Raw genomic sequence first — 22,017 nt, forward strand, 5'->3', positions numbered from 1 at the left:
CATCCATCGCGGCCGGATACAGCTTTTTTGCCCCGTGTGTCCGGCCGCCGTTTTCAGGCCCGCGCGGCGCTCACGCCGCCTTGCTGTCCGCCTCCGCCAGTCGCACGAGCTTCAAAAGCACCGCCGCCGAGCCCTTGAGGCGCTGTTCCGCCGTCTCCCAGTCGCGCGACAGCACCACCTTCTGGTCCGGGCGGATCTTGGCCAGAACGCCCTGCTCGCCAATGTAGGAGACAAGACCGGCCGGGTTCGGGAACGCGTTGCCGCGGAAGGCGATGACGATGCCCTTCGGCCCGGCGTCGATCTTTTCCACATTCGCCCTGCGGCACAGGCCCTTGATGTAAACAATCTTCAAAAGGTGCTCGACCTCGTCCGGCAGCGGGCCGAAGCGGTCGATCAGCTCCGCCCCGAAGGCATCGATCTCTTCGGGGGCCGCAAGATCGGCAAGACGGCGGTAGAGCGACAGGCGCAGCGGAAGATCGGCGACATAGCTCTCCGGGATGAGCACCGGCGTGCCGACCTGGATCTGCGGTGACCAGGCCTCCTCGAGCCCCGCATCGCCCCCGTCCTTGAGCGAGGCGACCGCCTCTTCCAGCATCTGCTGGTAGAGCTCGAAGCCCACCTCCTTGATGTGACCGGACTGTTCCTCGCCGAGCAGGTTGCCGGCGCCGCGAATGTCGAGATCGTGGCTGGCGAGCTGGAAGCCCGCCCCCAGACTATCGAGCGACTGCAACACCTTCAGCCTGCGGTCGGCCGTTGCGGTCAGCGACTTGTTGGCCGGCACCGTGAACAGCGCATAGGCCCGCGTCTTGGACCGCCCCACACGCCCGCGCAGCTGGTAGAGCTGCGACAGGCCGAACATGTCCGCACGGTGCACGATCAGCGTGTTTGCGGTCGGAATATCGAGGCCGGACTCCACGATGGTGGTGGACAGCAGCACATCGTATTTGCCCTCGTAGAAGGCGTTCATGACGTCTTCCAGCTCGCCCGGCGGCATCTGGCCATGGGCGACCGCCACCTTCACCTCCGGCACGGCGTCGTCGAGAAACGCCTTGGTGTCGGCGAGGTCCGAGACGCGCGGACAGACATAGAAGCTCTGCCCGCCGCGATAGCGCTCGCGCAGCAACGCCTCGCGCACGACAACCGGATCGAACGGCGAAATGAAGGTGCGCACCGCCAGGCGGTCGACCGGCGGCGTCGCGATCAGCGACAGTTCGCGCACGCCCGTGAGCGCCAGTTGCAGCGTGCGCGGGATTGGCGTGGCCGAGAGCGTCAACACATGGACCTCGGACTTGAGTTCCTTGAGGCGCTCCTTGTGCTTGACCCCGAAATGCTGCTCCTCGTCGATGATGAGCAGACCGAGGTCGCGGAAGGCAACGCCCTTGCCGAGCAGCGCATGGGTGCCGACGACAATGTCGATGGAGCCGTCCGCCAGCCCCTTCTTGGTTGCCGACAGTTCCTTGGCCGGCACCAGCCGCGAGGCATGCGCGACCTGGATCGGCAGGCCCTGGAACCGTTCGGCGAAGGTCTTGTAGTGCTGGCGCGCAAGCAGTGTCGTCGGCACGACGAGGGCCACCTGCCGGCCCGTCATCGCCGCGATAAAGGCGGCGCGCAACGCGACCTCGGTCTTACCGAAGCCGACATCGCCGCAGACAAGCCGGTCCATCGGCCGGCCGGACACGAGATCCTCGAACACCGCATCGATGGCGTTCAGCTGGTCGTCGGTCTCGTCATAGGGGAAGCGGGCGGCAAACTCGTCATAGGCGCCTTCCGGCGGCGAGATCGCCGGCGCGGTCTTGAGCGCCCGGGCCGCCGCCGTCTTGATCAACCCGTCGGCGATCTCGAGGATGCGCTTCTTCATGCGCGCCTTGCGCGCCTGCCAGGCCCCGCCGCCCAGCTTGTCGAGCTGCGCTTCGGTGTCCTCCGACCCGTAACGGGTCAGGAGCTCGATGTTTTCCACCGGCAGGAACAGCTTGTCGCCGCCGGCATACTGCAGTTCAAGGCAGTCGTGCGGCGCGCCCACCGCCTCGATCGTCTTCAGCCCGAGGAACCGTCCGATGCCGTGCTCGGCGTGGACGACGAGATCGTTCTGGGACAGGCTCGAGGCCTCGGTCAGCACATTGGCGCCGGAGGACTTGCGCCGGCGCTGGCGCACCAGCCGGTCGCCGAGAATGTCCTGTTCGCAGATCAGCGTCAGATCGCCGACCTCGAAGCCCTGCTCCACACCCAAAAGCGCAAGCGCCGTCATGCCTTTCGGCAGGGCTTGCGCATCGGCATCGCTTGCCACCGGAACCGTGCGGTCCAGACCGTGATCGGCCAGCACATGCGACAGGCGTTCGCGCGAGCCCTCGCTCCAGCAGGCAATCACGATGCGGTTTCCCGCCTTGCGCCGGGCCGACACATGGGCGGTCAGTGCATCGAACACATTGACGTCGCCGGCGGCGCGCTCGGCGGCGAAACTGCGGCCCTGACGACCGTCGAGCGGCACGGCGGTCACGCCGGTGCCCGGTGGCACGTCGAAAGCCGATAGCCGGAGCGAGGTGCCGTCCGCCAGGCCGGCCGCCCACTCCGCGTCGGTGAGATAGAGCGCTTCCGGCGGCAACGGCTTGTAGGGCACGGAGCCGGTGCGCCCGCTGCTTTCGCGAACCTCGCGACGGGCCGCATAATGCTCGGAAACCTGCTCCTGACGCTCGCGCACGACGTCCTCGAGAGCGGCCGACAGCACGAAAGGCGTCTCGCCCGCATAGTCGAAGATCGTTTCCAGCGTTTCATGGAACAGCGGCAGCCAGTGCTCCATGCCGGCGTAGCGACGGCCTTCGCTGATCGACTGATAGAGGATGTCGTCGCGCTCGGATGCGCCGAACCGCGCGACATAGCCCTTGCGGAAGCGCGAGATCGCCTCCTGCGACAGGACCGCCTCGCTCATCGCGACGAGATCGAGCCGCTTGAGCTGCTTTGTAGTGCGCTGGGTCTGGGTGTCGAAGGAGCGCAGCGATTCCAGCGTGTCGCCGAAGAAATCGAGCCGGACGGGCTGCTCCATGCCGGGCGCATAGATGTCGACGATGCCGCCGCGCACGGCGTATTCGCCAGTGTCCTGGACCGTGGAGGCCCGGGCAAACCCGTTCGTCTCCAGCCAGGCCACGAGATCGGCGAGCTTGATGACGTTCCCGGGTTTCGCCCGCCACGACTGGCTGGCGGCGAAATCGCGCGATGGCAGGCGCTGCAGCACCGCATTGGCCGTGGTCATCAGCACCGTCGGAGCCGCGAGCGGCTCGGCGCTTGCAAGACGGGCGAGCGTTGTCAGACGCCGGGCCACGATGGCCGGATTGGGCGACACGCGGTCATAGGGAAGGCAGTCCCAGGCCGGAAGGTCGAGCACCTCGGCGGCTGGCGCGAAATAGCCCAGCGCCTCCTGGACGGACCGGGCGTGAGCGGCATCGCGCGCCACGAAGACAAGCCGCAATCCGGCCGCGCCATCGGCCAGAAGCCGGCCGAGCACAAGCGCCTCCGCCCCGTCTGGAACCCCGGTGACGACGGCATTGCCGCGTTGCGAAAGCACCTTCTCAAGCAACTCGCATATCCTTGCGCAAATTCAGGCGGATCACCGCCTTGTCTGTCTTCGCCTCCGGACGACATGCCGCACGCGCGCCAGGGAGGCGCGGCCGTCAGCCGGTTCGCTGAAACGCCACGATTGCCCGGTACACCGGCGTATCGTAGGTCGCAGGGACCGCAACGCTTCCGATCATCCAGGAGAACAGGTCCTGGTCGGGCACATCCATCAGCCGTTCCAGCGTGTCGAGATCGTCCGCGCCAAGGCTGTCCAGATGGGCCTTGGCATAGTTTCCAAGCAGGATGTCCATTTCCTTCATCCCCCGGTGCTGGCACCGGTAGAGCATGCGCTTGCGCCGGGCATCCTGCGGGTCCGGCAAGCCGTGCGTTGTCGGGTCCGGTGAATCGGGCATGATGGTCTTCCTCGCGCTCGTGTTTGATTTTGGCGCTTGCACTTGACAGAACTTCACGGGTTCGCGGGTTATAGCGGCCCCGGCGCGAAACTCAATGCGCCGCGGCAATGCCAGACCGACCTGCAACCCGCGGCTCTCCCGAAACCGCCCGAAACAGCGCGAGACCCCGAAGATCCCATGCGCCCCACGCTGCTCGATCCTCTCTTTGCTCCCATCTCGGCCCTGCCGGGCATCGGTCCGCGCACCGCGCGCCATCTTGCAACGTTGCTGGGAGTCGGTGGCGACCGCGAACCCTATGTGATCGACCTGCTCCTGCATCTGCCCACCGGCGTGATCGACCGCCGCCTGCGGCCCGGTGTCGCGCGGGCCGAGGAAGGCGCGATCGTGACCCTCGACGTCCACATCGACCGGCACCAGGCCCCGCCGCGCGGCAGCCGCGCGCCCTATCGCATTCTGGCACATGACGACAGCGGCGACATTTCCCTCGTGTTCTTCCACGCCCGCCAGAGCTGGCTGGAAAAGACGCTTCCCGTCGGCGCCGACATGGTCGTCTCGGGACGCGTCGAATGGTTCAACGGCCAGCCGCAGATGATCCACCCCGATCACATGGTGATGGCGGAGGATGCGGCAAGCCTTCCGCTGGTCGAACCGGTCTATCCGCTGACGCAGGGCCTGTCCTCCAAGATGCTGCAAAAGGCGATGGCGGCAGCGCTTGAGCTTGTGCCCGACCTGCCCGACTGGCTTGACGGCGCGCATGCACGCAAGACCGAATGGCCGAGCGTGCATGCCGCGCTTCGCGTCCTGCACCGACCTCCCGCCGAAGCGCTGGGCGAGGAGGAGGCCAGGGCCGCGCACATGCGGCTCAGCTATGACGAGTTTCTGGCAAACCAGTTGGCCCTGGCACTTGTGCGTCGGTCCATGCGCCAGACCAAGGGGATCGCCCGGCGGTTCGACGGACGGCTGAAGGAAAAGATCCTTGCCGCCCTGCCCTATTCGCTGACCTCGGGCCAGGAGGCTGCCGTTGGCGACATAGAGAGCGACCTCAAGGAGCCGGTGCGCATGCTGCGGCTGTTGCAGGGCGATGTCGGCGCCGGCAAGACCATCGTCGCGCTGATGGCGGCGGCGGCGGCGATCGAGGCCGGGGCGCAGACCGTGTTCATGGCACCGACGGAGATCCTGGCGCGGCAGCACTTCCTCTCGCTTGCGCCCCTGTGCGAGGCCGCCGGCATTCGCATCGCCTGCCTGACGGGACGCGACACCGCGAAACACAAGCGCGAGACCCGCGCCGCGCTTGAGGCCGGCGAGGTCGATCTCATCGTCGGCACGCACGCGCTGTTCCAGAACGATGTCGACTTCGCCAATCTCGGCCTTGCCATCGTCGACGAGCAACACCGCTTCGGCGTGCACCAGCGCCTGACGCTTTCCGCCAAGGGCAAGGGCGTCGACATGCTGGTGATGACGGCGACCCCGATCCCGCGCACGCTGGTGCTGACCTTCTTCGGCGACATGGACGTGTCCCGTCTCACCGAAAAGCCGGCCGGACGTCAGCCGATCAAGACGGTCACCGTCCCGCTTGAGCGCATGGAGGATGTGGTGGCGCGCCTGCGGGCCGCGCTCGACGACGGCAAGAAGGCCTATTGGGTCTGCCCGCTCGTGGAGGAGTCCGAGAAATCGGACCTCGCGGCTGCGGAGGAGCGCTTCGAGGTGCTGCAACAGCTCCTCGGCCCCCGCGTGGCGCTCGTTCACGGGCGCATGACAAGCGACGAGAAGGCTGCGGCCATGTCCGCCTTCAAGGACGGTCCGGTCCAACTTCTGGTCGCGACCACCGTGATCGAGGTCGGTGTCGACGTGCCCGACGCCACCATCATGGTGATCGAGCACGCGGAGCGCTTCGGCCTGTCGCAATTGCACCAGCTGCGCGGCCGCGTCGGACGCGGATCGGAGGCCTCGACCTGCCTGCTCCTGTTCAAGACGCCGATTGGCGAGACGGCACGCGCGCGCCTGTCGATCATGCGCGAGACCAACGACGGCTTCCTGATTGCCGAAGAAGACCTCAGACTGCGCGGCGAAGGCGAGATCCTGGGCACGCGCCAGTCGGGATCACCGGGCTTCCGCATCGCCGATGCCGCCGAACAGGCAGACCTGCTTGAAGTTGCACGCGACGACGCAAGGCTCATTCTGGAGACGGACGCGGAGCTGACAAACCCCCGCGGACAGGCCTTGCGGGTGCTGCTCTATCTCTTCTCGCGCGACGAGGCGATCCGCCTGCTGCGCGCCGGCTGAGCGGAGACGACAGCCGTCAGTCCGCCGTTTCCAGCGCGCGGTCCGTGCCAGGCGCGGTCTTGGCATCCTTGAGAGGCAGCACCGTGTCCCAGTCGGGGCTGACGAGACCGGCGGAAATCACCAGCTTGGCCGCGGCCTCGACGGTCATGTCCAGTTCGATGATCTCCTCGCGCGGCACGAACAACAAGAACCCGGAGGTCGGGTTCGGGGTCGTTGGCAAAAACACGGCGGTGACATCTTCGTTGTAGTCGTGGAGCTTGTGCGCGACCTCGCCGCGCGCGTTTGTTGCAATAAAGACAATCGCCCAAAGGCCCGGGCGCGGATACTGGATGATCGCCGCCTTCTTGAAGCTGTTGGAGCGCTCGGCGAGGATCGTCTCGAAGATCTGTTTAAGCCCGCTGTGGAGGTTGCGGACGACCGGCATGCGACCCAAAAGGGATTCGCCATAGGAAATCAGCGTCCGTCCCGCGATGTTGGCGGTCAGGAAGCCGATCACCACCAGCCCGAGGAAGGCCACGATCAGACCGATCCCGGGGATCGGGAACGGAAGATAGGTGTCCGGATTGTACACGCCCGGGATCAACGGCTTGATCCATCCGTCGACCCATTGAACGATGGACCAGGTAAGATAAGCTGTGATGCCGAGCGGACCGGCAATCACCAGCCCGGTCAGAAAATAGTTTCTCAGCCGCGTGACGGGGCGCGGCCGGGGCACCTTGCCGCCGCTGTCTTCAGTGTGTCCGGGAGTCGTTTCGCCGCTCATTGTCCTGTCGTACCCTGCGTGAGTCATGAACGATCACAGTGCAAGTTGCGCGCCAGATCTTGCGCAATGGACATTCCGCGTTTGCCTGCATCTGGTGTATCGCGCAATACATAATGCAGTTCGAGCGATTGGGGAATCGATAGGCGAAAAATGACGAGAAATTCGCCACCCCCGCCCGCCCGACGCCGGCGTCCCCGCCACGATCGCGCCACCCGGATCGTCTTTGCCTGCCTCGGCGGCGGCTTGATCGCGATCGGCATGATCGGTGCGTTCTTGCCCATCCTGCCCTCGACCGTGTTCTTTATCGCGGCGGCTGCCTGTTTTGCCCGCTCCTCGCCCCGGCTCGAGCGCTGGCTCCTGAACCATCCGCGCATCGGCCCGGCGATCCGCGCGTGGCGCGCCAACAGGGCGATTTCCGTTCCGGCCAAAATCGCCGCCGTCGCCGGCATGGCCAGCGGCTACCTGGTCTTTTTCCTGACCGTGCGGCCGGATGTGCCGCTTGCCGCTTTCCTCGCGCTCGTGCTGATGGCCTGTGCCGCCTACGTCCTGTCGCGCCCGTCGGCTTCGCCGAAGGGCTGATGCTCCGGTCCAGGTGGGTCTTGTGCGTTTACCAACGATCACGGGCGTGTGACACTCTGTGATGCCGATCACGGCCGGATGGCGCGTGCGGGCGCAGACTTCACGAACCCCGCCCCCGGCCGATTTTCGCCAAGCCGTGTCTGCGGGCAAGAAACAGACGAGAGGAAACGTCATGTTCACCCGCACGCCATCCGACGCAACGACGTGGGAACGCAAAGCCCCTCGACGCGGACGATCCCGGTGGCCCGGTCGTGTCACGAGCCTTCTTGCCGTGTTCGCCATCTGCCTGTCGAGCCTCACCCTTCCAGGCGGCCTGCGCCCGGCAAACGCGCAGATCATCGACATCCGGCCCAACGGACCAGTCATCGACCCCAATAGGCGCCCGCTGATTTGCGCCCCGCCGCGCGTGCGGCGCAACGGGCGCTGCGTGCTGCCGCGCCCCAACGCCTGCTCGCCGCCACGCGTCATGCGCAACGGCCGCTGCGTGCTGCCACGCCCCAACCTCTGTCCGCCGCCGCGCGTCATGCGCAACGGCCGCTGTGTGATGCCGCGCCCCAACGTCTGCGCACCGCCGCGCGTCATGCGCAACGGGCGCTGCGTGAGGCCGCCGCGCCCGACTGTCTGCCGCCCGCCGCGCGTTCTGCGCAACGGCCGCTGCGTCACGCCGCCGCGCCGGCCGAACTGTCGTCTGCCGTATGTCTATTCACCCGCGCAGCGACGCTGCATCTTGCCGGTCCCGATTCCGCCGGTGGTGCGCCCGCAGGCCTGCGAGGCCCCGTGGCAATACTCACGCAGTGCCGGCGGTTGCATCTGCCCCTCGGGCTATATCGTTTCCCGGGGCGAATGCGTGCGCCGCGACAGCCAGTCCTGCACCTTCCCCTTCGTCTATTCCGACAGCCGCAACCGCTGCGTCTGCGCCAAGGGCTATCGTTCCTTCGGCACCGGCTGCAAGAAGGAGGACCCCACCCCGAGCGGCAGTGAAAACATCCGCTGGATCCAGGCTTGCCTGAAAGAAGCCGGCTACGACGCGGGACCCGTCGACGGTGTTTCGGGCCGCAAGACCCGCGGCGCCTGGAAAGCGTTCCGCTCGGAGAACGACCTGGGAGACGCGTCGGCCCCCTACAGCGATCCGGAAACCCTGGCAAAGCTGTTCCAGGCCTGCCAGCCCGACGAGGCGACGCCGGCCGAACCGGAGCCGGAGGACGAAACGCCGGCGCGGGACGATGATGCGGCGGATACCGGCCGGCGCTCCGGCGACGGCGATTTTGCCCCTGACGACGCGCTGTGCGCCTCGGGCCGCCTCTACAGCCTGCTGAGTGCGGAAAATCCGTCGCTGGAGCCCTGCGGCAGAAGCTGCATTCCCGCACCGGAGGGCATGAGCGAGGAAGAGTTGCTGCGTCAGGAGGAAACGCAGGGCATCACCTGGTGTCGATCCTGCGTCTCCGTCGGATCTCTTGGAATGCTCTGCCCCAGGCCCGCAGAGGATGAGGACGAAGATGGAGAAGACGCCCCGCAGGATGAAGGCGCGAACTGAGGCAACGCCTCGCCAAAAACACAAAGCGCCCGGCCAAGGCCGGGCGTTTCAGATTGTCGACAAAAGTGGATCTGCTCCGAGCGTCGTACCGGGCAAGCGGGAGCGCGACCCGGTATAGGAGAGCCCGAAGCGCATGTTTCTCAATCTGGAAGACACCGACAGTCTGTGCCTCCCCGATCCCGGCTTTCTTTGCATTCGGCCGGGACGACGCCCCCTCAGGGTCTTTCGTCACTCTCAAACGCCCGGCTCTCGCCGGCGTTTTTGGTCTCCGGCCAACCCGCCCGTCTATTCGACAGTGACGGATTTCGCCAGATTGCGCGGCTGGTCCACATCCGTGCCCATGAACACCGCGGTGTGATAGGCCAGAAGCTGCACCGGCACGGAATGCACGATCGGCGCGATGAACTCCGGAACATTCGGCAGGACGATGGTTTTCCATGTCGGCGTGCTGCAGGCGGCAAAGCCGGCCTGATCGGTGATCAGCACGATCTTTCCGCCCCGCGCAGCCACCTCCTGCATGTTCGACATCGTCTTTTCGAACAGGCCGTCGTGCGGCGCGATGACGATCACCGGCACATCCTCGTCGATCAGGGCGATCGGACCGTGCTTGAGTTCGCCGGCCGCATAGCCCTCGGCGTGAATGTAGGAAATCTCCTTGAGCTTCAGCGCGCCTTCCATGGCAAGCGCGAAACTCGTGCCACGCCCGAGATAGAGAACGTCACGCGCCCGCGACAAGGGCTGTGCGAGCTTCTCGATTTCCGGCTCAATCGCCAGCGCGCGGCTGAGCTGCGCCGGCAACTCCGACAGCGCCTGCACCAGCTCGGCCGCCCGGGCATCGTCGAGATGTCCGCGCTGGCGACCGGCATGAATGGCAAGCACCGCCAGAACCGAGAGCTGGCAGATGAAGGCCTTGGTCGAGGCAACCCCGATTTCGCGTCCGGCAATCGTCGGAAACACCAGATCCGCCTCGCGGGCAATGGTCGATTCCGGCACATTGACGATTGCGCCCGTGCGCGCGCCTTGCGCCTTGCAGTAGCGCAGGCAGGCAAGCGTGTCCGCCGTCTCGCCGGACTGCGAGATGAACACCGCCATGTCGCTGTCGCTCAAGGGCGCCTCGCGATAGCGGAACTCCGAGGCGACATCGATCTCCACCGGAAGCCGCGCGATGCGCTCGAACCAGTATTTCGCCACCAGCCCGGCATAATAGGCGGTTCCGCAGGCGGAAATGATCAACCGGTTCAAACCGGTGAAATCCACCTCGCTGCCGGCATCCAGCACGGTCGTCATCGTCGACAGATCGAGATAGCGCGACACTGTGTGGCCGATCACCTCCGGCTGCTCATGGATCTCCTTTTCCATGAAATGCCGATAGTTTCCCTTCTCGATGGTCTGGGACACGGCCTCGCTGGTGATCGTCTTCCGGGTGACCGGCTCATTGGCCTGGTCAAAAATCTCGCATCCGGCGCGCGACAACACGACCCAGTCACCTTCTTCCAGATAGATGATCCGGTCGGTGAAGGGCGACAACGCAATCGCATCAGATCCCAGGTACATCTCGTTGTCGCCGTGCCCGACCGCCAGCGGCGATCCCCGACGCGCACCGATCAGGAGATCCGGCTCGTTCTCGAATGCGAAGGCGAGCGCAAACGCCCCCGAAAGACGCGGCAACACCGTGGCGACGGCGTCCCTTGGCGACCGCCCCCGTTGAATCTCCCTGGACACGAGAAACGCCACGACTTCCGTATCGGTTTCGCTGGAAAGGCGCGCGTCGTCCGCTTCGACCTCCCGGCGCAATTCGAGGTGATTCTCGATGATGCCGTTATGCACGACCGCGACGCCGGGCGCGACATGCGGATGAGCGTTGTTTTCGGTCGCTGCGCCATGGGTTGCCCATCGCGTGTGGCCGATCCCCGTGGCTCCCGACAAGGGCGAGCGCTCCAGCTTTTCCTGAAGGTTCCTCAGCTTGCCGGGCGCGCGGCTCCGGCTGAGGGTGCCCTCGTCGACCGTGACGACACCCGCCGAATCATAGCCCCGGTATTCCAGTCGCTTCAGCGCGTCCACGAGCTGCCCCGCCACATCGCCGCTTCCCAGGATCCCAACGATTCCGCACATGAATGTCTGTCTCCGAATTGCTCAAGCCGCGCCCCTGCGCGCCAGATTTGCAGCCCCTTCTAGTGCCCGAAGATCCTTCGCGCACAATCAAAACCTGTTTCAGTTCGTGACAGACAGCGAATGCGGCACCATCCGCGCGGTACAAACCGCGATATTGATCGCGCAATCGCCGACTTTTATCGCTTGTTAACCCTGTTCGGGGTTTTCTAGAACCTGCATGAGAACCTCTCAGGGACCCAACGCGTGAAACCGCTCGAACACAGCAAGAAAGCGCCCATCCGGGGACGCAAGCTCGGCGACACCGGGCGCATTTCGCTGTGGGGCGGCGCGGCGTTGCTGTTCGGTATCGTCGGCCTTTCCTCCGTGTTCCTGACCCGGCCGGGCGTGCCCTCCGCGCCGCGGTTCTCGGCCACGCAGCTCCCGCCGGCGGGAGACGTGCGCACCACGGCTTCGATCGGATCGAAATCCGGAGCGGGTTTCGAGATCTACCCATCCGCCGGCGGCGTCGATGCCGCCCAGGCCAGGCACCGGATCCAGGGCGAAGTCGAAACCCTGCGCCGCGAGGTTGCCGCCCTCAAGCGAACGGTCGCCGTGCTTCAGGAACGCAGGAGCATTCTCGCCGAAGAACAACGCGACGACGTGCAGGACGACGCGCCCGCCACACCCTCGCCCGCCCCCACGGGCTTCGAGGAAAAGATGGATGCCGCCGTCGAGGCGATTGCCGGAAAACCCGTTCCGGTCGAGACCCTGCCCGCGCCGGTCGATCCGGCAACAAGGCATGCCCCCGACAAGCCGGAAAAAGCCCGTTTCGCCGAGGAAGGTCTTCCCGCAAGCCTGAGCGAACCGGTGCGCATCGTCGCCCTGCCAGGCGTGCCCGCCCCGAAAAGCGTGGCCTCGGTTCCGACCGCCGAGACCGTCGATCCGGCCGCGTCCGCCACGCCGGGTCCGCGTCCGGAGGAAAAGCCGTCGTCCACCGCGCTGCCCGTGTCCGGCGCCGCCGGTCGCATATCGGGCGAGAGCGGCAACCGGATCGCACGCAGCGACTTCGCGCTCGATCTCGGTGGATTCGCAAACCGTGAGGAAGCCGAAGCGCGCTGGGCGGACATCCGCGAGACCCAACCGGCTCTTCCCGCCGGGATTTTCGCGCGATACGTCGAGGATGCGCAAAGCCCGGACGACATCCGGCTGATGGCGGGGCCCTTTCCCAACGCCGCCGATGCGGCTGCCGCTTGCGTTTACCTTGCCTCCGGCGATATCACTTGCCAACCGACCCTCTTCCCGAGGGACACGGCGGCACGTCGCTGACGCGGCGCGGCTGACCGCCTTGCGGCGGCCGAACCCGGCCCGTGATCTCATGCGCAGGTTCAATCGATGTTCGATTCCGCCGACCAACGGCACCGGGCGTTTGCCCTCTTGCTCGTCATGCCGCTGTTTTTCTCATCGAACCTGGTGATCGGGCGCGCGGCGATTTCGAGCGTCGAACCCTGGACTCTGGCGTTCCTGCGCTGGGTTCTCGCCTTCGCGATCCTGCTGCCCTTCGCCCACAAGGGATTGGTGAGCCACCGCGATATCCTGCTGCGGCAGTGGACTCTGCTCGGCATGATGGGACTGCTCGGCATGTGGTTCTGCGGCGCCGGCGTCTATTTCGCGCTCAATTACACCACGGCGACGAACGGCACATTGATCTACACCTCCGCGCCGATCCTGATCGTCCTGCTGGAATGGCTGTTTCGCGGACGCCAGGTCGGGCTTCGCGAGGGCATTGGCATCGTGCTGGCCATCCTTGGCGTCGTGGCGATCGTGGTGAAAGGGTCGCTCTCCATGCTTCTCGCGCTGGAATTCAACGTCGGCGACATCATCTTCGCGCTCGCCGCCCTGAGCTGGGCGGTCTATTCGGTGCTGCTGAAGCGCCAGTCGCTGGCGGAGATCCCGACGCTCTCGCTCTTTGCCGCGCTCGCGCTAGCCGGCGCGATCACACTGTTCCCCTTCACCCTTGTCGAAATCGCCGAAACCGGCCGGTTTCCAACCTCCGGCGACGCCTGGCTCTCGATCTTCGGCATCGCGCTGGTGTCCTCCGTCCTCGCCTTTTCCTGTTTCCAGTACGGCATCAAGGTCGTGGGTCCCTCGACCACCGGGCTGTTCATGTATCTCATGCCGCCCTACGGCGTGATGATGGCCGTGATCTTCCTCGGCGAGGAGCTGCATGCCTATCACTTCGCGGGCTTCGTGCTGATCATGAGCGGCCTGGTGCTGGCAACCGCGCCGCCATGGCTCATCGCACGCATTCCCTTCACCGATCGCCTGAGCGGACAGCGCAGCCGGTCCGCGGCCGGGCGCGCCTGAACGGCCTTGCGACCCGACGAGAAAGGGACGGTCCGACGGACCACCCCCATTGTCGTGCCGGAAAATGCCGCCGTCAGCCGAACATGTCGGTCGTGATGCCTGCGTACCAGCCAAGCGATTCCTCATAGGTCGCCTTGCGCTGCTCGTCATCCTCGCCGGTCTGGCTGATGAAACCGTCGGTCTTGGCGATCTTGTCTTCGCCCGCCTCATAGCGCGCCCCGACCTTCACGCCGTTGTCGGTCGAAATCAGGCTCCAGCAGGTATTGGAGAAACGCGGCGGGAAGGCTTTCGCATCCAGCAGGTCGGCGCGAATGGCCATGGCCGCGGCCTTGGCCTGACTGTTTGCCGAAAAGCCAGACTTCGGCATGTCGCCGGCGATGCAACTGTCGCCCAGCACATGGATCGCGGCATCCATGGTGCTGCGCAGCGTCGCCGGTTCGATCGGGCAGTAACCGCTGTCATTGGCGAGCCCGGCGTCGCGGGCGATGGTGCCGGCGGTCTGTGCGGGGATAACATTGGCGACATCGGCCTTGAACGTGTCGAAGTCCGTCTCGATTGTCCCCGCGCGCGCATCCACGTTGATGATGTCGCCGATGATCGATTTCGGCAGCCATTCGATCATTCCGGGATAGTGCTTCTCCCAGCCTTCCATGAACAAGGCCTGCTTTGAAAACGCTTCTTTTGGATCAAGAATCACAATTTTTGCGCCAGAATTTGTCGATTTTAGATGGTGCGCGACCATCGAAATGCGTTCGTAGGGCCCCGGCGGGCACCGATAGGGGTTCGGCGGAGCGACCATCACATAGGTTCCGCCCTCGCGCATCGCCTCGATCTTGCTCTTCAGGAGCGCCGTCTGCGTGCCCGCCTTCCAGGCATGCGGCATCATCCCGGCCGCCTCGATCGAATAGCCCGGCACGCTGTCGTAATCGAAGTCGATGCCCGGCGCGACCACCAGCCGGTCGTAGGAAACCCGCCCGCCCGAGGCCAGCGCCACCTCCTTGGCATCGCGGTCGATCCCGGTTGCCCAGTCGTGGACGACATTGACGCCATAGTCGGAGGCCAGCGTCGCGTAGGAATGACCGATGGAGTCGAACGAGCGGAATCCGCCGATGTAGAGGTTGGAAAAGAAGCAGGTATAATAGGTCTTGGTCGGTTCGATCAGCGTGATGTCGAGCGCGCCCTCGCTGTCCTTGGCGAGATAGCGCGCCGCGGTCGCGCCGCCGGCGCCGCCGCCGATGATCACCACCTTCGGCCGTCCTTGAGCGAAGGCCGCGCGACCGCGACCGGCCAGAACGCCGGCGCCCGCGACAGCGCCCAGTCCTTGCGTGAAATGGCGTCTCGAAATTCCCGTCATGTCGCATCCTCCCGAAAAACGCGCAGCGATCCCCATCCTCACGATGGTCAGCTTCCCGTTATTGACCCGTGCGGGAGAAGTAGGCCGCAAGCGCGGCGATCTCTTCATCCGACAGGCTGGCGGCAATGGACTGCATGACCGGATTGTCCCGGCTCTTGCTCTTGTAGGCATGCATCACCGTCACGAAGCGCTCGTTCGGCCATCCGGTAATGGAGGGAATGCCCTTGTCCTCGCCATCCGCCTGGTGGCAGGTCACACATTCCGATGACAGATATTCACCGTAGTCCGGATCGCCTTCAAGCGCCAGAATGTGCGACGGAACCTCAGGGTCGGCATTTTTCAGCGGCGCGGTCGGCGGGGTCTCGGGGATGTTCGCCGCCCCCGGCGAGAACTGGCGCAGGAAGGCCACAACCGCGCGGCGGTCGTCCGGATCGCGCAAGCCGCCGAAGTTCATCTTGGTTCCGCGCACAGCGCTCTTGGGATCCTCCAGATAGGCGGAGAGCGCATCCTCGCTCCACACCAGTCCGTCCTGTCCGGCCAGTTCCATCGCCCTGGAGTACCGGTAACCCTCAAGCGTTCCGGCTCGCCTGCCGTAGATATCGTTCAAAAAGGGACCGACGGTGTGCTTGGCGTTCACGCCGACCTGATGACACGACTGGCACTTGCGGAAGATCTTGCGGCCCTGCTCCAGAAGCGGATCGCTGGCCGGGGCGTCCCCGCTGGAGACAACGAAAAACGCGGCCGCGAGAACCAATGCCCATCCGCCTGATCCCCGCATGCCGCGTTCTCCCTGTTCGCCGATCCGACCGGCGTTTATCCTAGTCGACGCTGATCCCCGCCGTGTCGCCGTCCTCGTCCGGTGTCACGTCGAGAATGCGCGCCCGCTTGGTGATCTTCACCTCGTCCTTGCAATCGGTCATGCAAGGCTCGACTTCGGAGACCAGCGGCGTGTCGGGCCGGTCGTCCTCGATGAAGCCATCCTCGTTCGGCATGCGGATCGAGGTGAAATTCTCATTCGAAAGCTCGAACTCGTCGTCCGTCACCACATCGTTCATGTACAGGAGATAGGCGACGATCGCATAGGTCTGGTCGGGCGTCAGGCTCTGTGCGTTGCCAAACGGCATGGACCGGTAAATGTAATCATAGACCGTCGACAGATAGGGCCAATAGGACCCGATCGTCTTGACCGGATGCTGGCTTTTGAGCGTGTCCCAGCCGCCGGCGAGCACCGGCCAGCGCCCGGCGCCCTCGGCGAAATCGCCATGGCAGACCGCGCATTGCTCGGCAAAGACCACCTCGCCCTCGGCGACCGTTCCGCGTCCCTCGGGCAGACCCTGGCCGTCCGGGCGGACATCGATGTTCCATCCCGCAATCTCTTCGGGCGTCGCCTCGGTGCCCAGCCCGAGCTTGCCGGCGCCGGCCGCGCCTGCAACGAGGGAAACGCCGGCGGCAACCGTGAGGACCTTAAGAAATCTCGACATTTTCGACCCCTCCATTGGCCATCACGTGCCACGTTTGAATGCCGTTGTTGTGATAGATGGAATTCTCGCCGCGCACGGCCCTGAGCTCGTCCTTGGTCGGCTGCACATAGCCCGTGTCATCATAGGCGCGCGACTGCAGCAGCAGGTCGGATCCGTCCCAGTCGAACTCGAAATAGAAGCGGTGCAGCGCCTTGGGCAGGCTCGGCCCGTCGATGCGCGCCTGATGCCAGTTCTTGCCGCCATCGAGCGTGACATCGACCCGCGTGACGCGGCCGTTGCCGGACCATGCCAGACCGGTCAGCACCGTCTGGCCCTTGCCGTGGGTGATCGGCGCCTGCGGGCTCGGGTTGGTGATCACGGACTTTGCGTCCATTACCCAGGTAAAGCGACGCGCCTTGCCACTGGCGAGAAGGTCGGTGTACTTCGACGTCTCTTCGCGCGCATGCCACGGCTGATCGCCAACCTCGATGCGGCGCAGCCATTTGACCCACATGTTGCCTTCCCAGCCGGGAACGACAAGACGGGCCGGATAGCCCTGCTCCGGGCGCAGCGCCTCGCCGTTCATCTTGAAGGCGACCATGCAATCGTCGAGCGCCTTTTCGATCGGCACGGAGCGGTTCATTCCGGCCGCGTCGCCGCCTTCCGGCATGATCCACTTGGCGTTGGTCTTGAGGCCCGCTTCTTCCAGAATGTATTTCAGCGGCACGCCGGTATACATCACGCAGTGGACCATGCCATGCGTGAACTGGCAGCCGTTCAACTGGGCGCCGCGCCATTCCATGCCGGAATTGGCCGCACACTCCAGGAAATAGAGCCGGTTCTCACGCGGGAAGCGCTTCAAGTCCTCCAGCGTGAAGATCAGCGGCTTGTCGACCAGGCCGTTGATCATCAACCGGTAATCGGTCGGATTCATCTCGGCGACGCCGCCGTGATGACGCTCGAAGCACAGCCCGTTCGGCGTGATGATGCCGTCGAGATCATGCAGCGGGGTGAAATTGATCGAGCTTTCGCGCGAGGCCGTCAGCCATTCGACGCTGCGCCGCACCACCTCCGATTCATGCTCGGACGGCATGCCGTAAGGCGCGTTGTCGACGCCAACGCCGAGATAGCGGCTCCAGTCGGCGACATTGGGCGGCAGGTTGTAGGGATCCGGCTCGGCTGCCCGCGCGAATCCGGCCGTCGCGGCCAGACCGCCCGCCGCAAGCCCCGCCTTGAGGAGGTTGCGCCTGGAGGGACTGGCGATGCCTTTCTCCGGCGTATCAGATTTCGACATTTTCTCTCTCCGGTTCGATCGGATCAAATCCATTTATTCAGATACATGAACATTGAAGGCGCAGACGGGTCCGCGAGAGACCCGTCACATGCCCACGACCTTGACCGCACGATTGCCTTCCAGCTTGACCGTCCCGCGTTCCTTGAGGTGCCCCTCCACGACATCCCAGATCGCAGGACCTTCCGTGCCTTCGTTGACGCTGGCCCAACCGGCGACCACGTAGTTGCGATCGGGGTCGATCGGCGAGCCGTCCTTGAGGAAGGTCATGTCGGAAATCCGGCTGCCGATGCCGGCCGTCGGATTGATGGAGTAGGCCATCCCGCCGACGCGAACCATGTCGCCGCCCTGCTGGTAATAGGGATCGGCGTTGAACAGGTTGTCGGCCACGTCCTCGAGGATCTCCTTGATCAGCGCACCGCTCATTTCAGAGCGATAGGCCTGCGGATAGGTCATCGAGGTGGCGTTGTGGAGATCCTCCACGGTGATCGCCTGACCGGAGGGCACGGTTGTGCCCCAGCGGAAGCCGGGCGACATCGCGATTTCCGCATCCCGCTGATCGATCAGCGCGTCACAGATCAGATCGTCGAAGGTGCCGTTGAAGTTGCCACGGCGATAGAGCAGCGATTCCGTCGTCGCGAGTTCGCGGCCGAGCTCGTCGGCATAGGGCGCGCGCACCTTCTCGACCAGCGCGGTTGTCTCCGCGTCGGGAGCGATCACGTCGGAGAAGATCGGGATCAGCTTGAAGCGGAAGTCCTTCACCTCGCCTTCGCGCACGTCGAGATCGAGGCGGGACAGGAATTTGCCGTTGGACCCGGAGGCGATCAGCAAGGTCTTGCCGACCTTCACCGGTTCGGGGAGCGCGTCGTGGGTGTGACCCATCAGGATGACGTCGATGCCCGACACGCGGCTTGCCAGCTTGCGGTCGACGTCGAAGCCGTTGTGCGACAGCATCACGATCACCTCGGCGCCATCGGCACGGGCCGCGTCGACATTCGCCTGGACGTCTTCCTCGCGGATGCCGAACGACCAGTTCGGGAACATCCAGCGCGGGTTGGCGACCGGGGTATAGGGAAACGCCTGACCGACGACGCCGATCTTCACGCCGCCACGCTCGAACATCTTGTAGGCCTTGAAGACAGGCTCGTCCCATTCGGTGTCGCGAATGTTGCCGCCCAGGAAGGCGAAGGGCAGATCCGCGACGATTTCCTCGACGCGGTCGCTGCCGTAGGTGAATTCCCAATGGCCGGTCATCGCGTCGGGGCGCAGGGCGTTCATCACCTCGATCATGTCGGCGCCGCCGGTCTTGAGCGAGGTATAACTGCCCTGCCAGGTGTCGCCGCCATCGAGAAACAGCGTGTTGGCATCGCGATCCGCCCGGATCGACTTCAGCACGGTGGCGATGCGGTCGATCCCGCCCATGCGACCATAGGTCTGCGACAGCGCGTCGAAATCCTGCGACGTCAGAGCATAGGCCGCGGGAGAGCCGGGCTGAATATCATAGAGCTTCAGGAAATCGGCGCCGCTCACATGCGGCGGCAGTCCCTTGACCTCGCCAACGCCGAGGTTGATCGACGGCTCGCGGAAATAGACCGGCATGAGCTGGGCGTGAATGTCGGTGAGATGCACCAGCGTGACATTGCCAAGCGGCTGGAACCCGAGGATATCGTCTTCACGCAGCGCCTGCTGGGCCGCGAGCCGGCTCCATTTGCCAAAGCCCGAGCCACCGACCATCGCCGATGTCGCCACGGCTGCCATCAGGAATTCACGTCTGGAAATCATCCTGCAATCCACCTTCTGGAGGCATCATTCAAAGGACATGGCTCCGCCGTTCCGGCGAGATCACCGCCAGCGAACCAGTTCCGATACGGTGTTTTTTCGATCCCGGGGGATCGCTGTCGGACCGGGCCCCACCGGCGCACGGGAGCGCGAAACCGGTGTCCGGTCGGTCAACGGCGGCGGCGCAGTGCGGGATCGCGGACCCGGCCCCGCCGCCACTGTCAAATTTGCGGATTTTCCGGCGTCAGTTGCGCACTGCCGGCGTCTCCACGGAAAGCCCCTCGCCGCGCCAGGCAAGATAGGTTTCGAGCGCGACGAACTCATCCGATCCGCGCTTGAAGGCCTCGGCGCGGATGTTGTCCATGCAGCCCTTGAAGCGGCGATGCAGCGAGCCCATTTTCTGCCACTTCAACCGATAGGTCGGAAACCCGTTCGACTGCCCCTGGCTGAGACGGTCGGCACGGATGTAGTTGCCGTAATTGGCTTCGTGACAATTGGCGCAAGCCAGATCGAGCTGACCGAAGCGCGTGTAGTAGAAGTCCTTGCCCTTCTCCCACCAGCTCATCATGTCACCGGCCTCGATGTCGACATCGACCGGCATGCCGCGCGACTGAAGACCGACGTAGGCCGTCATCGCCAGCATGTCGTCCGATTCCCATTTCCAGGCATCGGCACCCATCTGTTCGGTCCGGCACTCGTTGATCTGGTTTTCCAGGGTGAAGGGACGTCCGGCGGCCTCGTTCCACTTCGGCATCGCGGCGCGCACGCCCTTCATGCTTTCCGCTGCGTCGCCGTGACAGCTCTCGCAAGACTTTCCGGCGGAGCCTTCGGCGGTCGACCATGTCTCCTCGCCACTTTCCACCAGCAGGAAACCGGGATTGGTGAAATCGTCCAGCTCCAGCGCTTGCGTTTCCTTGGTACGGAATTCGAAACCCGAAATGATTTCGGGAAGCGGATGGTCTTTCGGCGCCTCGGCGCGTGTCTTCAACTCGACACCATCGATGCTTGGCAGGTTGGATTGGTCGGCCAACACACCGCTCGTCGCCAGTATGGCGGTTGCGGCAGCGCCGGCGACGAAAATACCCGGGAGATTCCTCATTGTGGCTTTCCCTCCAGCGCGAACCCTTCGGTTCGTCTTGTTATCTTTGTTTTCTTCCAGAACCAGGACTGGCGGCACCGCGGCCGCCAGCCAAACCGCGCTTACTCGACCGCGATCTTGGATTCCGTCGAGTATTCCGACCCATCATCATCCAACCAGGTGAACTTGAACGTGCCGGATTCCGGAACCTTGGCACTGAACTCAAGGTAGGGATTGGCGGAGATCGCCGGCTCGAGGTCGCATGAGAACACGGTCTTGCCGTTGAAGTCGCACGTGAACTTGTTGATGATCTGGCGCGGGATGACGTTGCCGTCCTTGTCCTTGCGCTGCCCGGATTCCATCTTGTGCGAAATCAGCGTCTTGATGGTGATGACTTCGTCTTTCGATGCCGTCTTGGGCACCTTTACGCGGGGTTTCGATTTGGCCATGTGGCCCTCCTGCCTGTGTATGTCTCGAATAAGGGCGTTTTGACCGGATCAGCCGCCGCAGCCGCCGATCGTCACCTTGACGGTCTTGCGATCCATGTAGACCTTGCCCGTGGAGGTTTTCGCGAGCGCGATGACATCCTGCGTCTTGGCGAGCCGCATGCGTGTTGTGGCTTCCGCCGCGCCGGACATCGGCGTGAAATGGAAGGTCGCGACATCCGGGGACGGATTGCCGGCGGCAAGCAAGGTCACTTCCGTGATGTGGTCATCGTCGCTCATCGGACTGTCCACGGCGAAGCTGATCGGCACGGTGTTGCCGTTCTCGGCAATTTCCGGCGCTGTCAGGGAGACATTCGCCGTCTCCGGCGTCGCGCCACCCGAAAAGGCATCGATCGCGGCCTGGACCTTGTCTTCCTCGGCAAACGTTACGCGCGGCAGGCCGGTCAAGGCGACCGCGGCGACACCGGCTCCCAGGGCAAACACCTGGCGTCGAGTAATAGTCATTCTGTGCATCCTCATTCTGAGCGGATCCGCCCGCACACGAGGGGCGGATGCATTCATTGCGCGTCTCTTATTCCGAAAGGGTCTTCAGATAGGCGACGACGTCCTCGACCTGCTGCGCCGTGAGAATCGGCTTGCCGGCGAACTTGTCCATCACGAGATTCAAGCCCTCCACACGATGAAAGGCCGGCATGATCGTTCCGTCGTAGACCATCTTGGGATTGACGACGATCATGCGCAACGTCGCCTCGTCCCAGCGATCGGCAACGCCATCAAGGGGCGGCCCCACCTCGCCGTGGAACGGCTCGTTCGCAAGATCCGCCGCGGTATGGCAGGCGAGACAATTGCCGAGCTTGCGGTCGACCACGGCCTGCTTGCCGGCAACGGGGTCGCCGGCCACATCCGTGAGGGGCTGGGGGATCGTTCCGTCCACGACCTCAAAGGAGGCGATATCACTGGCGGAGGCCGTGGCAACTCCGAGCAGGAGCACGCAAGCGGCTATCGTGCCTTGGCGAATGACACTCATGGGCGTTTT

General features: G+C 64.6%; 18 protein-coding genes. 5 read left to right on the forward strand and 13 right to left on the reverse strand.

Annotation, left to right across the window (positions count from 1 at the left end):
- Nucleotides 1-70 precede the first annotated feature (70 nt).
- A complete protein-coding gene (mfd, locus tag G572_RS0102075; protein WP_029057073.1) occupies nt 71-3,568 on the reverse strand; it encodes a transcription-repair coupling factor in 3,498 nt (1,165 codons plus the stop codon).
- Nucleotides 3,569-3,662: 94 nt separating this feature from the next.
- A complete protein-coding gene (locus G572_RS0102080; RefSeq protein WP_051241468.1) occupies nt 3,663-3,959 on the reverse strand; it encodes an FAD assembly factor SdhE in 297 nt (98 codons plus the stop codon).
- Between the two features lie 177 nt (nt 3,960-4,136).
- Between G572_RS0102080 and recG the strand changes: the two genes are divergently transcribed.
- The gene (gene recG, locus G572_RS0102085; protein WP_029057075.1) at nt 4,137-6,242 is read left to right on the forward strand and encodes an ATP-dependent DNA helicase RecG; all 2,106 of its coding nucleotides are present in this window, start codon (nt 4,137-4,139) and stop codon (nt 6,240-6,242) included.
- A 16-nt stretch (nt 6,243-6,258) separates the two neighbouring features.
- On the opposite strand, the gene G572_RS22085 is transcribed toward recG, so the two are convergent.
- Complete coding sequence (locus G572_RS22085; RefSeq protein WP_051241469.1) at nt 6,259-7,005, reverse strand: DUF502 domain-containing protein; 747 nt, start codon at nt 7,003-7,005, stop codon at nt 6,259-6,261.
- 150 nt (nt 7,006-7,155) lie between these two features.
- Between G572_RS22085 and G572_RS22090 the strand changes: the two genes are divergently transcribed.
- Both G572_RS22090 and G572_RS26510 read left to right on the forward strand, forming a co-directional pair.
- On the forward strand, nt 7,156-7,584 hold the full coding sequence (locus tag G572_RS22090; protein WP_084649827.1) for a YbaN family protein: 429 nt from the start codon (nt 7,156-7,158) through the stop codon (nt 7,582-7,584).
- Between the two features lie 727 nt (nt 7,585-8,311).
- On the forward strand, nt 8,312-9,118 hold the full coding sequence (locus tag G572_RS26510) for a peptidoglycan-binding domain-containing protein (RefSeq protein ID WP_208979002.1): 807 nt from the start codon (nt 8,312-8,314) through the stop codon (nt 9,116-9,118).
- Between the two features lie 285 nt (nt 9,119-9,403).
- Here G572_RS26510 and glmS read toward each other — a convergent pair whose 3' ends face one another.
- Entirely contained in the window at nt 9,404-11,230 is a 1,827-nt protein-coding gene (gene glmS / locus G572_RS0102105; RefSeq protein ID WP_029057077.1) for a glutamine--fructose-6-phosphate transaminase (isomerizing), read from the reverse strand.
- Nucleotides 11,231-11,473: 243 nt separating this feature from the next.
- On the opposite strand from glmS, the gene G572_RS0102110 reads away from it, so the two are divergent.
- A complete protein-coding gene (locus G572_RS0102110) occupies nt 11,474-12,535 on the forward strand; it encodes an SPOR domain-containing protein (protein WP_029057078.1) in 1,062 nt (353 codons plus the stop codon).
- A gap of 66 nt (nt 12,536-12,601) precedes the next feature.
- Complete coding sequence (locus G572_RS22095) at nt 12,602-13,573, forward strand: DMT family transporter (RefSeq protein WP_084649828.1); 972 nt, start codon at nt 12,602-12,604, stop codon at nt 13,571-13,573.
- A 73-nt stretch (nt 13,574-13,646) separates the two neighbouring features.
- Here G572_RS22095 and G572_RS0102120 read toward each other — a convergent pair whose 3' ends face one another.
- The 9 genes from G572_RS0102120 to soxX form a co-directional block, all read right to left on the reverse strand.
- A complete protein-coding gene (locus G572_RS0102120; RefSeq protein ID WP_029057079.1) occupies nt 13,647-14,927 on the reverse strand; it encodes an NAD(P)/FAD-dependent oxidoreductase in 1,281 nt (426 codons plus the stop codon).
- A 58-nt stretch (nt 14,928-14,985) separates the two neighbouring features.
- The gene (locus tag G572_RS26600; RefSeq protein WP_037545092.1) at nt 14,986-15,705 is read right to left on the reverse strand and encodes a c-type cytochrome; all 720 of its coding nucleotides are present in this window, start codon (nt 15,703-15,705) and stop codon (nt 14,986-14,988) included.
- A 40-nt stretch (nt 15,706-15,745) separates the two neighbouring features.
- Nucleotides 15,746-16,408 (reverse strand): c-type cytochrome, encoded by a 663-nt coding sequence (locus G572_RS0102130; RefSeq protein ID WP_029057081.1) that lies wholly within the window; start codon nt 16,406-16,408, stop codon nt 15,746-15,748.
- Complete coding sequence (gene soxC, locus G572_RS0102135; RefSeq protein WP_037545095.1) at nt 16,392-17,681, reverse strand: sulfite dehydrogenase; 1,290 nt, start codon at nt 17,679-17,681, stop codon at nt 16,392-16,394. Before soxC ends, G572_RS0102130 begins: the two co-directional genes overlap by 17 nt.
- 84 nt (nt 17,682-17,765) lie before the next feature.
- Entirely contained in the window at nt 17,766-19,460 is a 1,695-nt protein-coding gene (soxB, locus tag G572_RS0102140; protein ID WP_029057083.1) for a thiosulfohydrolase SoxB, read from the reverse strand.
- Between the two features lie 241 nt (nt 19,461-19,701).
- The gene (gene soxA, locus G572_RS0102145) at nt 19,702-20,556 is read right to left on the reverse strand and encodes a sulfur oxidation c-type cytochrome SoxA (protein ID WP_029057084.1); all 855 of its coding nucleotides are present in this window, start codon (nt 20,554-20,556) and stop codon (nt 19,702-19,704) included.
- Nucleotides 20,557-20,657: 101 nt separating this feature from the next.
- Complete coding sequence (soxZ, locus tag G572_RS0102150; RefSeq protein WP_029057085.1) at nt 20,658-20,984, reverse strand: thiosulfate oxidation carrier complex protein SoxZ; 327 nt, start codon at nt 20,982-20,984, stop codon at nt 20,658-20,660.
- Nucleotides 20,985-21,032: 48 nt separating this feature from the next.
- Nucleotides 21,033-21,485 carry a thiosulfate oxidation carrier protein SoxY gene (gene soxY / locus G572_RS0102155; protein ID WP_029057086.1) on the reverse strand — a complete coding sequence of 151 codons (453 nt, stop codon included), beginning with the start codon at nt 21,483-21,485 and terminating at the stop codon, nt 21,033-21,035.
- Nucleotides 21,486-21,552: 67 nt separating this feature from the next.
- On the reverse strand, nt 21,553-22,008 hold the full coding sequence (soxX, locus tag G572_RS0102160) for a sulfur oxidation c-type cytochrome SoxX (protein WP_037545101.1): 456 nt from the start codon (nt 22,006-22,008) through the stop codon (nt 21,553-21,555).
- Nucleotides 22,009-22,017 lie beyond the last annotated feature (9 nt).

This window comes from Stappia stellulata DSM 5886 (assembly GCF_000423705.1).
Taxonomy (GTDB): domain Bacteria; phylum Pseudomonadota; class Alphaproteobacteria; order Rhizobiales; family Stappiaceae; genus Stappia; species Stappia stellulata.

Excerpts from the sequence above, each read along its gene's own strand:
- recG (WP_029057075.1), top strand. The coding sequence starts at position 4,137 with ATGCGCCCCACGCTGCTCGATCCTCTCTTTGCTCCCATCTCGGCCCTG.
- soxX (WP_037545101.1), bottom strand. The coding sequence starts at position 22,008 with ATGAGTGTCATTCGCCAAGGCACGATAGCCGCTTGCGTGCTCCTGCTC.
- soxC (WP_037545095.1), bottom strand. The coding sequence starts at position 17,681 with ATGTCGAAATCTGATACGCCGGAGAAAGGCATCGCCAGTCCCTCCAGG.
- G572_RS22085 (WP_051241469.1), bottom strand. The coding sequence starts at position 7,005 with ATGAGCGGCGAAACGACTCCCGGACACACTGAAGACAGCGGCGGCAAG.
- soxA (WP_029057084.1), bottom strand. The coding sequence starts at position 20,556 with ATGAGGAATCTCCCGGGTATTTTCGTCGCCGGCGCTGCCGCAACCGCC.
- G572_RS0102130 (WP_029057081.1), bottom strand. The coding sequence starts at position 16,408 with ATGTCGAGATTTCTTAAGGTCCTCACGGTTGCCGCCGGCGTTTCCCTC.
- soxZ (WP_029057085.1), bottom strand. The coding sequence starts at position 20,984 with ATGGCCAAATCGAAACCCCGCGTAAAGGTGCCCAAGACGGCATCGAAA.
- glmS (WP_029057077.1), bottom strand. The coding sequence starts at position 11,230 with ATGTGCGGAATCGTTGGGATCCTGGGAAGCGGCGATGTGGCGGGGCAG.
- soxY (WP_029057086.1), bottom strand. The coding sequence starts at position 21,485 with ATGACTATTACTCGACGCCAGGTGTTTGCCCTGGGAGCCGGTGTCGCC.
- G572_RS26600 (WP_037545092.1), bottom strand. The coding sequence starts at position 15,705 with ATGCGGGGATCAGGCGGATGGGCATTGGTTCTCGCGGCCGCGTTTTTC.
- G572_RS0102120 (WP_029057079.1), bottom strand. The coding sequence starts at position 14,927 with ATGACGGGAATTTCGAGACGCCATTTCACGCAAGGACTGGGCGCTGTC.
- G572_RS22095 (WP_084649828.1), top strand. The coding sequence starts at position 12,602 with ATGTTCGATTCCGCCGACCAACGGCACCGGGCGTTTGCCCTCTTGCTC.
- G572_RS0102080 (WP_051241468.1), bottom strand. The coding sequence starts at position 3,959 with ATGCCCGATTCACCGGACCCGACAACGCACGGCTTGCCGGACCCGCAG.
- soxB (WP_029057083.1), bottom strand. The coding sequence starts at position 19,460 with ATGATTTCCAGACGTGAATTCCTGATGGCAGCCGTGGCGACATCGGCG.
- G572_RS22090 (WP_084649827.1), top strand. The coding sequence starts at position 7,156 with ATGACGAGAAATTCGCCACCCCCGCCCGCCCGACGCCGGCGTCCCCGC.